The sequence below is a fragment of the Vibrio sp. 2-Bac 85 genome, from assembly GCF_037546705.1.
Taxonomy (GTDB): Bacteria; Pseudomonadota; Gammaproteobacteria; order Enterobacterales; family Psychromonadaceae; genus Psychromonas.
In genome coordinates, this window is the sequence record NZ_JALAAB010000020.1 from 88,531 (window position 1) to 102,585 (window position 14,055).

General features: G+C 37.1%; 9 protein-coding genes and 6 tRNA genes. 2 read left to right on the plus strand and 13 right to left on the minus strand.

Going from position 1 to position 14,055, the window contains the following annotated elements; all coding sequences use genetic code 11:
- Positions 1 to 70 precede the first annotated feature (70 nt).
- Positions 71 to 2,041 carry a DNA topoisomerase III gene (locus MT390_RS17415; protein ID WP_499442397.1) on the minus strand — a complete coding sequence of 657 codons (1,971 nt, stop codon included), beginning with the start codon at positions 2,039 to 2,041 and terminating at the stop codon, positions 71 to 73.
- A 279-nt stretch (positions 2,042 to 2,320) separates the two neighbouring features.
- On the opposite strand from MT390_RS17415, the gene MT390_RS17420 reads away from it, so the two are divergent.
- Entirely contained in the window at positions 2,321 to 2,920 is a 600-nt protein-coding gene (locus MT390_RS17420; protein WP_499442399.1) for a hypothetical protein, read from the plus strand.
- A gap of 218 nt (positions 2,921 to 3,138) precedes the next feature.
- Here the strand turns inward: MT390_RS17420 and MT390_RS17425 are convergent, their stop codons facing one another.
- Both MT390_RS17425 and MT390_RS17430 read right to left on the minus strand, forming a co-directional pair.
- Entirely contained in the window at positions 3,139 to 3,690 is a 552-nt protein-coding gene (locus MT390_RS17425) for an NADPH-dependent FMN reductase (protein ID WP_166370535.1), read from the minus strand.
- A gap of 519 nt (positions 3,691 to 4,209) precedes the next feature.
- Entirely contained in the window at positions 4,210 to 4,446 is a 237-nt protein-coding gene (locus tag MT390_RS17430) for a PA3496 family putative envelope integrity protein (protein ID WP_166370537.1), read from the minus strand.
- Between the two features lie 363 nt (positions 4,447 to 4,809).
- Between MT390_RS17430 and MT390_RS17435 the strand changes: the two genes are divergently transcribed.
- Positions 4,810 to 5,862 carry an aldo/keto reductase gene (locus MT390_RS17435; RefSeq protein WP_499442401.1) on the plus strand — a complete coding sequence of 351 codons (1,053 nt, stop codon included), beginning with the start codon at positions 4,810 to 4,812 and terminating at the stop codon, positions 5,860 to 5,862.
- 277 nt (positions 5,863 to 6,139) lie between these two features.
- Here the strand turns inward: MT390_RS17435 and MT390_RS17440 are convergent, their stop codons facing one another.
- The 10 genes from MT390_RS17440 to MT390_RS17485 all read right to left on the minus strand — a co-directional run bounded on the left by MT390_RS17440 (position 6,140) and on the right by MT390_RS17485 (position 13,991).
- The gene (locus MT390_RS17440) at positions 6,140 to 8,554 is read right to left on the minus strand and encodes a DNA polymerase II (RefSeq protein ID WP_499442402.1); all 2,415 of its coding nucleotides are present in this window, start codon (positions 8,552 to 8,554) and stop codon (positions 6,140 to 6,142) included.
- 219 nt (positions 8,555 to 8,773) lie between these two features.
- Positions 8,774 to 10,048: a uracil-xanthine permease family protein gene (locus MT390_RS17445; RefSeq protein WP_499442404.1), complete on the minus strand. Its 1,275-nt coding sequence runs from the start codon at positions 10,046 to 10,048 to the stop codon at positions 8,774 to 8,776.
- A 122-nt stretch (positions 10,049 to 10,170) separates the two neighbouring features.
- On the minus strand, positions 10,171 to 10,797 hold the full coding sequence (upp, locus tag MT390_RS17450) for a uracil phosphoribosyltransferase (RefSeq protein ID WP_166370545.1): 627 nt from the start codon (positions 10,795 to 10,797) through the stop codon (positions 10,171 to 10,173).
- Positions 10,798 to 10,983: 186 nt separating this feature from the next.
- On the minus strand, positions 10,984 to 12,201 hold the full coding sequence (locus MT390_RS17455) for an ammonium transporter (protein WP_299665599.1): 1,218 nt from the start codon (positions 12,199 to 12,201) through the stop codon (positions 10,984 to 10,986).
- 636 nt (positions 12,202 to 12,837) lie between these two features.
- Positions 12,838 to 12,923: transfer RNA gene (locus MT390_RS17460), tRNA-OTHER, on the minus strand.
- 67 nt (positions 12,924 to 12,990) lie between these two features.
- Positions 12,991 to 13,079, minus strand: a tRNA-OTHER gene (locus MT390_RS17465).
- Positions 13,080 to 13,163: 84 nt separating this feature from the next.
- A tRNA-Tyr gene (locus tag MT390_RS17470) sits at positions 13,164 to 13,249 on the minus strand.
- A gap of 136 nt (positions 13,250 to 13,385) precedes the next feature.
- Positions 13,386 to 13,471: transfer RNA gene (locus tag MT390_RS17475), tRNA-OTHER, on the minus strand.
- A 132-nt stretch (positions 13,472 to 13,603) separates the two neighbouring features.
- A tRNA-Tyr gene (locus MT390_RS17480) sits at positions 13,604 to 13,692 on the minus strand.
- 223 nt (positions 13,693 to 13,915) lie between these two features.
- Positions 13,916 to 13,991 (minus strand) — tRNA-Asn (locus tag MT390_RS17485).
- Between the last annotated feature and the right edge of the window lie 64 nt (positions 13,992 to 14,055).

Here is a 14,055-nt window from a genome sequence, read left to right on the forward strand (position 1 = left end):
CGTGTTTATTAGCTATTTATTATCAGACAATTACCATAATATCGAAGAATTTCACAATAATATTAAACCTTTAGCGTGATTTTGTGGCAGCTCTTTTTGTTTTTGTGGTTTTACTAGCACTAGCACTTTTTTTAGCTGCTGGTTTTCTTTTAGCAAATGACTTTTTAAACCCAGCAGGGCTTGCAGGCAGGTTGACTAATGCTTGTGGGCCATCAGCAATCGCTTTTTTGATAATATCACCAAGCTGTTCTTGTAATGGAGAGACAAACCCCTGATAACTTTGTTGCTTTTGACTAATTGCATTTAACTGCATTTCCCACAAAGCAGTCATATCTGGCAAGGTTAATTTGTCAGGAAGACTTTCAATTAATTTTCTACCAACCTCTGTTGCTTGAATCGTTTTACCAATGCGCTGTAAAAATTGACGCTTAAACAACAACTCGATAATGCCAGCTCTAGTCGCTTCAGTGCCTAAACCATCGGTTTCTTTGAGTACTTTTTTTAGCTCCGCATCCTTAACAAAACGTGCAATATTGCTCATCGCAGCGAGTAAGGTTGCATCAGTAAAGTGTGCTGGAGGTTGTGTATTTTTATCAATCACTTCACCACGCTCACAATATAATATCTGGCCTTTTTTTAATGTCGGTAAAAAACTTTCAGTTTCTTTTTGAGGAAACAAAACTTTCCAACCATCACTTTGCTTTGACTTCGCTTTACTGATGAACAGCCCTTTATTTATTTCAATTTCAGCAATACATTCTGCATAACAATAATCATCATAAAACTGGCTAAGGTACTGACGAGCAACCAATTGATAAATATTTTTAGCAACAATATCTAATGAACTAGTGGATTTTTTAGTATCTGTCGGAATAATCGCGTGGTGCGCGTCAACCTTACTGTCATTCCAAGCACGGCCTTTAATTGATAAGTTAGCCCCCTGCACCGCTTGTTGCATTTGCGGTTCGTTGCTAGCAATTGCCTGCGTAACAAACTTAGCTTGTTGATGATGATTACGCGGTAAATAACGAGAGTCTGAACGTGGATAGGTAATTAGTTTATATCGCTCATAAAGAGCTTGGGCGGCATCTAATACTTGTTGTGCGCTGTAGCCAAAACGTTTAGCGGCATCAATTTGTAACCCAGATAAATTATAAGGTAAAGGTGCAACCTGCTTTTTATTTTTATTAATAAAGCTAATAACAGTGGCGGGTTGATCTGTAATACGTGCGGCAACATTTTCAGCTAAGGCTTTAACTAGTACTCGCCCTTCTGAATCTTGATAAGGAGCGCAAGCGTCACTAGGTTGCCATTTAGCAGTAAAAGGCTGCGTATTACTTACCTCTTTATTAACATCTAAATGTGCTAATACTTCATAAAAAGGCTTACTAACAAATTGATCAATCTCTTTATCACGCCTTGCTACTAATCCTAATAAAGGTGTTTGTACTCGACCAACTGAAATAACGCCTTTATAGCCTGATTTTTGAGCCAATAAAGTATAAGCCCGTGTCAGGTTTAAACCGTATAACCAATCCGCACGTGTTCTCGCTAAAGCAGAGGTTGAAAGTGGAATAAAATCTTGATTTGAGCGTAAATTTTGAATTGAACGTTTCACTGCATTAACCGTTAAATCACTTATTAAACAACGCTCGACTTGTTTTAATTTTTTCCCCTTAACACCGCTGAAATGAATCACTTCATCAACCAAAAGTTGCCCTTCTCGATCGGGGTCACCAACATGGACAAGTTGATCAGCTTGTTTAATCAGTTTTTTCAAAATCGTTAATTGCTTGCTGGTGTTGGCAACAGACTTCAACTTCCACTGAACGGGAATGATAGGTAAGTGTTCAAACTTCCATTGCTTAAAAGCGGGATCATAAGCTTCTGGGTCAACTTGCGTTAATAAATGGCCGATACACCAACTGACCACGTCGCCATTTCCGGCATAAATACAACCATCGGCTTTTCGGTGTGGTTTAGGTAATGCGTCTGCAACGGCACGCCCTAAACTTGGTTTTTCAGCAATATATAGTTTCAACGCACACTCCAACTGTTTTTATAGACAGTATTTTATCTACTGCCATAATTCAAGTGTTGGACGCTTTTATTTGCAACTATGTTCACGATTGCTTGACTAATAAACAATACTTTTGACTATGTGTCTTTTATAATATTGGTATTACTTTGCATTATTGTCATATGATGACCTTAATAGATCGCCAGATTGATTAAGTGTCATTGTTTTGAAAGAACCCAACAGATTTATAAAATCATTGAAATAGTACATTTGATAAAGAATTTAATGAGAGAACCAAATATGAAACTAACCAAAAAAGTAACATCATCATTATGTCTGTGTAGTGTGCTATTTGTTGCGGCCTGTAATGCCGATGAAATCAACCAAGATTCTCCAATAGCAGTGGTTGACGCACCATTAAGCACCAAACAGGTAAGCCAAGCAAAAGCAACGGTGGACACTGTGATTAACGCAGATACGCTATATAAAACTTCAGCAGCCAAAAAAACTGAGTCTACTAAATCTTGGGACGAAGTTAAAAAATCCAGCGAAGAAGTTTGGGAAAAAAGTAAAAAAATCAGCCAAGATGCGATAGAAGCAGGAAAAGATACCACCACTGGTGCTTGGAAAGAAGGCACAGAATCCAGCAAAAAAATGTGGGAAAGTAGCAAAGAAAAAAGCAAAGAACTTTGGGAAAGTAGTAAAAAATCTAGCCAAGAAATTTGGGATAAAAGCAAAGAAACTAGCGAAGAACTTTGGAAGGATGGCAAACAATCAAGTAAAGAGTTATGGCAAGAAGGTAGTGAGAAATTAGATAAAATATTTGAAGAGTCAAATGAACCAACTAAAGAAGATGCTTTTAATAAAGCAAACCAAGCTTTTGAACCTGATGAAATTTAGCGATGTCAAAATTTTCAAAATTTAATTATGTAATGATTTAACTATGTCATGATTTAACTATGTCATGATTTAACTATGCTAAATTTAACTATGTAAAAAATTAAATAAGCCAAAAAATGACACAAGAAACATATAGCATGCCCCTCTGCTTATTCGTTTGATAATGCAATAAAGATGCATTAAATTAATGCATCTTTATGAGCAACAAAACATAAAAATTAAATTACAGTGCTAGCACCTATATCATTAACTAACAATGTAACTAAATCTCTTAGTTTGGCATCGATTTCTGTATTCTTTACCGAACGAGTTTCAATATTATAGTTATCAAAAAAGTTTGGCATAGACAGCGAACCTTTTAGATCAGCCGCAAAATAAGGAGCAGAACCCACCGCCGAGGCCAATACTGATGCTGCACCGCCTGGACCAGGAGAAGCTGACAACATTAACATCGGTTTATTTTGATACACTTTAATATCGATACGTGAGGTCCAGTCAAAAAGGTTTTTATAAGCCGCCGTGAATGACCCGTTATGCTCTGCATAAGAAATGACAATCGCGTCAGCTTCGGTAATTTTATCGTAAAAGTCCTGTGCCTGTTGTGGCTTTCCTAACTCTACTTCTCGTTGAATACTGTAAATTGGCATTTCAAAATCATTAAGATCCAATAGTTCTACTTCAGCTCCTTCTATTAAATGTGCGGTGTAGTTTGCTAACTTCCGATTCATTGAGTTTTTTGAATTACTGGCTGCCAATGCTAATACTTTCATGCGGAATCCCTTACTGATGATCACTTTTTAAATGAGGATAAGAATTAAAACACACCGAAAACGATTCTATTAATGGAATACGATAAGGTATATTAATTTTGTTAATTAATTGTTCTTTCATATATAACTAACTGATTTTTGCCTAACAATATTAGGCCATATTCAGCGCTAAATTGGTATGGCTGATCGATATTAATTACTATCGGGTTTAGTGACATCACTAACAGAATCATATGAATAGTAAGAAAATGAACAAAGCAGCTTGGTTAAATGTGGTGGAATAGCTTAATACCTTAGAATGGCAGTTGTAAAATCAATTGAATTCTAAATTAGCATAATAAGTGTAGAAAAATAAATGTAAAAAAAAGGCTGATGTTTCCATCAACCCTTTTTAACAGATAAAACGATAATTTCCCCTGTACTTTGACTTAAGCTAAATCACTAAATTAATGTTTAATGAATCTAACTTTTTGTAAGTAAGTTACAAAGCAAAATTCTTAATTTATCTATAAAAATATATTAACTATCTAAGTAATCTAAGTCGTCGTAATCATCACCTAATAGTTCTTTTAAACGTCTTCTTTCTTTTAATTCTTCAATACTACGGCGAACTTTGCCTCTTTTTCTATCGTTTAATAATGCTTGTTTTTTCTTCATCGATGCATTGTTTTCATCCCAATCATCTTCAGGAAAAAAATCAGTGATATCTTGAGTCTCATCTTCAGTTTGTAGAGAGTTTCTATTTGAGTGTGCCATTTTAATTCTCCAATCATGACAGTATTGCTATGCCGTTATAGGCTTATTTATAACTACAAAAAACTAATTTTAAATATTAAGTACGGGAGACTTTTATCTACGATTAAATAAAAAACCATACCTAGTCTTTTTAACTCATTATTTAAAATAATTCGATAAAAATTTACATAAAAAACAAGATTAAAAAGCACTTTCTATAAAATATGAGATTAAATAGCCATTTTCGTGATGATTTAGTCGATTTAATGATAAAAAAACATTGACGATAATAATTATCACTCTATTTTTCATCAATTGGATAATATACAACAGCTTCATAAGCAGTTACATTAAGGGTCTTTTTCAAGACATAAAAGGGTGAATATGCAGTTTTCAACGTTAGGCAGCAGTGGTGAATCAGTTTCTCGAATTTGTTTAGGAAGCATGACCTGGGGGTTGCAGAATAATCAACAAGATGCAGACCAGCAAATAGCCTATGCATTAACGCAGGGTATTAATTTCATCGATACCGCTGAAATGTACGCAGTACCTCCTTCTGCTGATACATATGGAAAAACAGAATCAATCATTGGACATTATTTACATAATAATGCCAGTCAACGTAAAGATATTATTTTAGCCTCTAAAATTGCCGGATCAGGGCTACCTTGGGTAAGAAACGGCGGCGACATAACAGGTGAAGCAGTGATTAGTTCAGTAGAAGCTTCTTTAAAACGCTTACAAACGGATTACATTGACCTTTACCAATTACATTGGCCAAATCGCCAGTCTCCTCATTTTGGACGTCACACACCTAATACGTTTAAATTCTCTGATAGTGAGACAGCACAACAAACAGATTCGATGCTCGATATACTTCAAGGTTTAGATAAGTGTGTTAAAGCTGGGAAAATAAGATACTGCGGTTTATCAGACGATACACCTTGGGGCATTAACAGCTTCTTAAAACTTAGTGAACAGCATAACTTACCGCGTATGGTATCGATTCAAAATGAGTTTAATTTATTACATGCCAAAGATTGGCCATATTTAATTGAAAACTGTGTGCATGAAGATATTGCGTACTTACCTTGGTCACCATTAGCAACGGGTATGCTAAGTGGTAAGTATTTAGATGGGCAATGCCCAGCAGGGAGTCGTTGGAGCATTAAGCAGCGTAATGGTTTATTTAGAGATACGCCTGAAAGTGAAGCAGCGGTAAAAGCTTATCAAGATATCGCCCATCAGAATGGCATTACCACAGCACAATTGGCCTTGAAATGGTGCGACCAAATAGATGGAGTGACTTCGACCATTATTGGCGCAACTAAAATGACGCAATTAAAAGAGAATATCGAGGCATTTAAAGCGCCTTTATCTGAACAAGCGTTAAGTGATATCAATACGATATTTAAAAAGTACCCAGCGCCTTATTAACAATGACTCAAACGATCATCTGTAGCAACTGGTAAGTGAGAGTAAATAACCTATTAGCTTATTAAGCTATTAATTTATCAACTGATGAGCCATACCTAAATCAAGTGCCGAAGCTTCCAGTAAACACTTCGGCGCTTTTATCATTTCACTTTCTACTGTATTTAAGCATTGCCGGGAACAACACTTCCTACTTTCGATACTTAACCTTGACACTTAGTCTTGATAACTTTTGTCTAAAGCACAAACTAACTGGCTTAATAGCAGTTCCCCTCCATCTCTAAAATAGAGACATTTGATCTGACGTGATCATATTAAAATCTTTACCTAATACAGGCAAAATTGCCTCCGCAATAGGTTTTAGTTGTTTATCAATATACTGCTGATAATCAATATCAGAATGACAATACTCTTGTGGCTCTGGCCCATTTACTGTTAATAAATAACCAATGCGCCCCCGTTGCTGATAGCGAAGTGGTAACCCCAACACTGCATTTTGTTGATCTGCTAACCGTGCGGCACGTACTTGCGGGGGAATGTTTTTAATATAATCAGCCAAAGGACGGCGCAACCTTTTATGATAGACGAGCTTATCATCTAATAAACCTTGTTTTAGTTGCTCAATGGTATCAGTGATATATGCTTCCACCGGTAACTCGGCAAATATTTTTTGATATAACGTTTTCTGAAATGTTTGTGCTAATTCAGTCCAATCTGAGCGTACGGTTTCCAATCCTTTAAATACCATTTTTTCACCGCTTTCTGTGGCGGTTAACCCTGCATAGCGTTTCTTAGAGCCGGTATCTTGGCCACGTAAAGTTGGCATAAAAAATTTAGAAAAAGCCGTTTCAAACTCAATCTCTAAAAAGCAGTCAAGGTCAAAGTCCTGCCGTAATAAATCTGCCCAATACTGATTAATGTCTAAGGCTAATTGTTGACCTATTTCATTCGCTTGTTGTAAATTATTACAATCTTTAAGATAAACAAAAGTTGAATCAGTATCCCCATAGATGACTTTTTGCCCTTTGTTTTCAATAAAGCGAGCAGTTTGTTGCATAATTTGATGGCCGCGCAAGGTGATTGAACTGGCTAAGCGCGTATCATGAAACCGACACCCTGCAGATCCTAATACCCCATACATACTGTTCATAATAATTTTTATTGCATGCTGAAATGCATTATTTTTTTCTTTTTTGGCTTGCTCTCGCGCGCTGGTTAATGTGTTTAATAAACTAGGTAAATGGTGTTCAGTTCGACTAAACCTTGCCCCTCTAAACCCTGGAATAGTTTCTTCTTCAGGCGCTAATAAACCTTCAATCATGCCCATTGGATCAATTTTAAAGCTGCGAATGATATTTGGATAAAGCGATTTAAAATCGAGTACTAACACCCATTCATACAAACCTGGAATCGAATCCATCACAAACCCGCCGGGAGAATGTTGTGCTTGTACATCTCCTAGATTAGGTGCGATATAACCGCTACGGTGTAATAATGGTAAATATAAATTAGTAAAGGCGGCAACTGATGCTCCCCTTCTATCTAAAGCGAGTCCTGTTAATCGTGCTCGTTGGATCGTATATTCTGCGAGTTGTTTATCTTCAAAAATACGCTCAACTAATAAACAGTCCTGCAAGTTGTAACGTGCAAGTGTGACAGGCTCTTGCTCAAATTGGCGTTTAATCTCTAACCCTTTATCGCTATTGGTTTCAATTAACTTACCTTCACCAAATAAACTCTGGCTGACAAATTCCAAGCTATAGCTTTCAAAATGTAAACTGGCATTCTTTAATGCGTCGATACCATCTAACACCACGCGTCCGTTTAGTATGACGGAGCCACTATCGGGATCATCTCTATGTGTTAACCATTTTAAGGCACTACCATCTCGGCCGATGGTTAATGGGACATTAAGAATTTGAGCGCGTTGTGCTAATAAACGCATATCAAAGTTAGCAACTGCCCAACCGATGATTGCATCGGGATCATATTGTTCAAACCAAGCAATTAATTGCAATAATAATGACCGTTCATCTTTAACCCAAATGATATTAATATCGTTAGCAGATTGGGACTTGCCTATCATCAATACCGAATGATGTGCTTGCTTTTTGTCACCGACATTATGCATACTCAATGCGATACTATATAGCTCACTTTGCGGACTACATTCCACATCGAGTGACACCATATTTAAGGTTACATTGGCGCTAATGACATCGGGATTAATTTCATTAGATAAAGTTGCTTGCTGACATGACCAATACTTGCCTAACCATTCAATTTGACCAGAAACTTTCACCAAGCCATAAATGAAGCGCTCCATTAGAAATCGGTCGCTGAGTTTAATATCTCCTTCATAGGTGGCAATACTTTGTTGCATTAATGCTAATTGGCACCATTTATGAAGTTGTTGTTTAAAGGTGTAAATAGCACATATTTTTTTGCCATTAAAGGTTTTAATATCAAGCGGACGAATAAAATTAGGTTGGCAGTTTTCTTGTTTCCAAACTTGCTCCGCTTGCTCAAGTTGATCCTGTTCAATTAAAAACACATAACGTTGTTGTGGTACTACAAGTCTGCAAGGCCCACGGTCGGTGCTTAACCAAAAAATAAGATCAACACCATTCGCTGTCTCAACTTGCTGACGCGATAGAATTAAACCGGATAGAGAGGTAATAGAAGATTCAGTCATATTGCTATTTTAGGATAGTTTCAACGTAAACGTTACCGCTTAATAAAAGTAATTAAAAACAAAGCATTGCAAACAATTAAAAAGAAATAAAAAAGGCAAAAAAAGAGGCTGATAATCAGCCTCTTTTTAGATGTAATATTTCATGCGATTACTTCATGCGACTAATTATGAATAGCAATTAGAAGCACTTCAATATATGAATACTTAAACCATTAAAAACTACGCTCGGTGACGAGGTAATAACAAATTCAGTAAGATTGCCACTATACCGCAAAGGCTCACACCTTGCAGGCTAAAGGAACCAATACCAAGTGCCATACCACCAATACCAAACACTAAGGTAACTGAAACAATACACATATTACGCGGCAGTGATAGATCAACGCGATGGCGGATCATTGTATTTAAACCAACAGAAGCAATCGTACCAAATAACAACATCATGATGCCGCCCATGACTGCACCTGGTATGGTTTGTAATACAGCACCAAACTTACCAACAAAGGCTAATAAAATGGCAATGACAGCAGCCCACATCATTATTTTTGGATTAAAGTTACGTGTTAACATGACCGCACCAGTCACTTCTGAATAAGTTGTATTAGGTGGACCACCAAATAACGAAGCAGCACTGGTCGCAATACCATCACCAAACAGAGTACGGTGTAATCCTGGTTTTTTAAGGTAGTCTTTACCGGTGACGTTACTAATAGCAAGAATGTCGCCCACATGTTCAACCGCTGGTGCTATAGCTACTGGGATCATGAATAATACCGCATGCCAATTCCACTCGGGTGTAACAAACTGTGGAACACTTAACCAAGCAGCTTCAGAAATCGCGCTGAAATCAAGAATACCGAAAAATAGTGATAATAAATAACCAACAATCACACCGCAAAAAATAGGTACTAATTTAAAGATCCCTCTTGCTAAGGTTGATACTAATAGTGTGGTAATTAAAGAAGAAAAAGAGATAATCATCGCGATATCTTGTTCAACTAATACCATACTTGCATCACCCGTTTTACCGAGCGCCATATTAACAGCAACAGGAGCAAGGCCAAGACCAATCACCATGATCACCGGCCCCACAACAACTGGAGGTAATAACCGATGAATAAAATCAACACCTTTAAGCTTCACTGCATAAGACATCAGCATATAAACAACGCCTGCAGCAAATAAGCCAGACATAGTCGCTGGAATACCCCAAGTTTGAACCCCATAGGCAATGGGCGCAATAAATGCAAAAGAAGAGGCTAAAAAGATTGGTACCTGTCCTTTTGTTACCAATTGAAACAAGAGCGTACCAATACCCGCAGTAAATAATGCGACATTAGGGTCTAATCCAGTGATTAATGGCATTAAGACCAACGCACCAAAGGCAACAAATAGCATTTGAGAGCCAGCAAGTAGTTGCTGAAATACATTAAGATTGGCTGTGATATCTTGCTCAGGCGGTTTCGATTGATGTTCTGAAGCAATTTCAGACATGAATAATTCCCTTTAATAATTTCAAATTGACAAGTTCATTTTTTAAGCATGCTACTTTTAAAATATCCATCATAAAATGGAATCCAGTGAACATGCTCATATTTTATAAGGCGTGATTATGACTATTTGGTACCAAATATTTTATCACCCGCATCACCTAGACCAGGTACGATGTAACCATGATCGTTAAGATGAGAATCTATAGAAGCCGTATAAACTTCAATATCAGGGTGTTTTTCTTCCAGTGCTTTTAGACCTTCTGGTGCGGCAACTAAAATTAATACTTTAATATTAGTACAACCACTTTCTTTGATAAGATCCAATGTAGAGATCATTGAACCACCAGTTGCTAGCATTGGATCAACGACTAATGCTAAACGTTGATCAATTTGGCTTACCAATTTTTGAAAATAAGGAACAGGCTCTAACGTTTCTTCATCACGATAAATACCCACCACACTTACTTTAGCACTTGGAATATAATCTAAAACCCCATCCATCATACCTAAACCAGCACGTAAGATAGGCACAACAGTAACTTTTTTACCTGCAATTTGTTGAACTTCTAACTCACCTTCCCAACCTTGGATTGTCACTGTTTCTAGCTCTAAGTCTTTAGTTGCTTCATAGGTTAATAAACTGGCAACTTCACGAGCTAACTCACGAAAACGTTTGGTGCTAATATCCGCTTCGCGTAATAAACCTAATTTATGTTGGATAAGGGGATGTTTTACTTCAACTACTTTCATGATATTTCTCCAAAAGGGTAAAATTTAAAATTGGCTGATAATAACAGCTCAATATATTAGGATAATGTTTTGCGTCATTATAAATTGAAAATGCGCAGTTGTTTTAAAAAATAAAAGATAAAGAATAAAAAATTTAAAAAAAAGGCTAAGAATCACTTCTTAGCCTTTTGATTGATAATCATATAATTAATTATTATTCAGGTTAGTGGCACCGATTTTATGAATGGCAACATCTGCGCCATTAAATTCATCTTCTTCACTAAGGCGTACCGGCATGATTGCATTCACCACTTTATAAACAATAAAGCCCCCCGTAACCGCAAAAATAACACCAGCAATAGATCCAATAAATTGGCTCATAAAGGTTACCCCACCTAAACCACCGAAGCTTTCAAGGCCAAATATCCCCGCAGCGATACCACCCCATAACCCGCAAATACCATGTAAAGGCCATACACCTAAGACATCATCAAAACTTGAAAATTTACTTTGCACATAAGTAAATAGCCATACAAACAAACCACCAGCGACTAATCCCGTCATTAAAGCACCAATAGGATGCATTAAATCCGAACCTGCACAAACTGCGACTAAGCCAGCTAAGGGGCCATTGTGAATGAAACCTGGGTCCTTTTTACCAATTACCAATGAGCTAATAATACCGCCGACCATTGCCATTAAAGAGTTCATTGCAACTAAACCGCTAATACCTTCAATTGCCTGAGCTGACATAACATTAAAACCGAACCAACCAATAGATAATATCCAAGCACCTAATGCCAACAATGGAATGTTAGATGGCGCAAAAGCCACTACTTTGCCATTACGGTAACGACCATTACGGCTACCTAAAACAATAATGGCAGCAAAAGCAATCCATCCTCCAACAGCATGCACAACAATCGAACCAGCAAAATCATGGAAAGCTGCACCAAAATTAGCTGCTAACCAATCTTGAAAACCGTAATTACCGTTCCACATCAAACCTTCAAAGAAAGGATAAACAAGACCTACACAAAGGGCTGCTGCAATTAACATTGGATTAAATTTGGCTCGTTCTGCAACACCACCCGAAATAATAGCCGGTATAGCTGCCGCAAAAGTCATTAGAAAGAAAAATTTAACGAGTTCATAACCATTGTTTTCAGCTAAAACAGCAGCGCCATCAAAAAATGTCACCCCATAAGCGAGCCAATAACCAAAAAAGAAATAGACTAGCGCAGACACGCCAAAGTCAGACATGATTTTAACCAAGGCATTAACTTGGTTTTTATGGCGCACGGTGCCTACTTCTAAAAAAGCAAACCCCGCATGCATGGCAAATACCATGATTGCGCCTAATAATATGAATAATGTATCTGCACTACTAATTAATGCAGTAACATGGTTTTGTACTGACTCCATAAAATCCCTCTCTAAAGTCCTTAAAAAAATTCAACAGAACCTTAACCGATCAGCCAGCTAGTTAACATATTTTTATGGCTATATTCGCTCATTTTTTAACCACAAATCAATATTAGTGATAAAAATAGAATAAAAAAACAGCTAAATAACGAACTTTATAAAAATAAGACATTTACTTCGCTTAAATTTATATTAAATAAATAATATCAACTCATAGAATTTAGACTATTCATGCTAAATATTAGTGTTTATTAGCTTAGAAATTTTATCAATAGTGCTTAGCAGTCAATACTGAGCGTAATGCCATTAAATCACCAATAAAATTGCAATTATTGCAGTGCAATTTTAAAGGCATCAACATGCAGCCAGATTAAATTGAGGGATGAAAAAATTAAGTATTTCCGCACCAAATAACAGCGCTCACATTTTGTTATCCACGGAGTTAAAAATGAGCTGTAAATTTCTCACTAAAAAACCTAAATACGAGTCTTTATAGAGCGAGCACTGAGATAAAGAAGGGCTAACTTTTTAAGTCGCCAAGTATGACTGCCTGAGGTTTATTACATTTGAAGCTCACCAAATATAGCCTATATGGCTGGACTTCAAACAATACAACTATAGCTTTTTTAAAGTTACTCCTTCTTACTGGATTTGAACCAACGGCACACGCTATGATTTATAAACAGGACAGTCCTTTGCTCTACCAACTAAGCTAAAGAAGAATTAACTTTTTAAGTCACCAAGTTTAACAGCTTGTAGACTTGTTAAACTCGAAAGCTTAACTAAATATGGATCCTCTTGCTGGGCTTGAACCAGCGACAGACGCTATCCCTTATAAACAGGACCGTCCGTTGCTCTGCCAACTGAGCTAAAGAGGAATTCCTTATTTTGCTAATGTATAAGTAGATCATAAATTTTAGGTAAAAAAAGCCCGAACAATGTGTTCAGGCTTTTTGATGTTGCTCCTCTTGCTGGGCTTGAACCAGCGACACACGCTATGCTTTATAAACAGGACAGTCCGTTACTCTGCCAACAGAGCTAAAGAGGAATTCCTTATTTTGCTAATGTATAAGTAGATCATAAATTTTAGGTAAAAAAAAGCCCGAACAATGTGTTGAACTGACCCCCAATAGTTGGACAACCAATTACTGAGGGTCAGTTCATGTTCAGGCTTTTTGATATTGCTCCTCTTGCTGGGCTTGAACCAGCGACACACGCTATCCCTTATAAACAGGACAGTCCGTTGCTCTGCCAACTGAGCTAAAGAGGAACTCCTTATTTTGCTAATGTATAAGTAGATCATAAATTTTAGGTAAAAAAAAGCCCGAACAATGTGTTGAACTGACCCCAATAGTTGGACAACCAATTACTGAGGGTCAGTTCATGTTCAGGCTTTTTAATGTGGCTCCTCTTGCTGGGCTTGAACCAGCGACACACGCTATGCTTTATAAACAGGACAGTCCGTTACTCTGCCAACTGAGCTAAAGAGGAATTCCTTATTTTGCTAATGTATAAGTAGATCATAAATTTTAGGTAAAAAAAAGCCCGAACAATGTGTTGAACTGAGCCCCAATAGTTGGACAACCAATTACTGAGGGTCAGTTCATGTTCAGGCTTTTTGATGTCGCTCCTCTTGCTGGGCTTGAACCAGCGACACAAGCTATTAATTTTAGCCCAAAAAAAGCCTGAACAATAATGTTCAGGCTTTTTAATGTGGCTCCTCTTGCTGGGCTTGAACCAGCGACACACGGATTAACAGTCCGTTGCTCTACCAACTGAGCTAAAGAGGAATTGTAATTTTCTCACTGTAAAATATAAATACGTATTAACAGTGTCTCTGTAGCTCTACTAACC

Coding starts and splice junctions, on each gene's coding strand:
- MT390_RS17420 (WP_499442399.1), top strand. CDS start 2,321: ATGAAACTAACCAAAAAAGTAACATCATCATTATGTCTGTGTAGTGTG.
- MT390_RS17425 (WP_166370535.1), bottom strand. CDS start 3,690: ATGAAAGTATTAGCATTGGCAGCCAGTAATTCAAAAAACTCAATGAAT.
- MT390_RS17445 (WP_499442404.1), bottom strand. CDS start 10,048: ATGTCTGAAATTGCTTCAGAACATCAATCGAAACCGCCTGAGCAAGAT.
- MT390_RS17440 (WP_499442402.1), bottom strand. CDS start 8,554: ATGACTGAATCTTCTATTACCTCTCTATCCGGTTTAATTCTATCGCGT.
- MT390_RS17430 (WP_166370537.1), bottom strand. CDS start 4,446: ATGGCACACTCAAATAGAAACTCTCTACAAACTGAAGATGAGACTCAA.
- MT390_RS17435 (WP_499442401.1), top strand. CDS start 4,810: ATGCAGTTTTCAACGTTAGGCAGCAGTGGTGAATCAGTTTCTCGAATT.
- upp (WP_166370545.1), bottom strand. CDS start 10,797: ATGAAAGTAGTTGAAGTAAAACATCCCCTTATCCAACATAAATTAGGT.
- MT390_RS17455 (WP_299665599.1), bottom strand. CDS start 12,201: ATGGAGTCAGTACAAAACCATGTTACTGCATTAATTAGTAGTGCAGAT.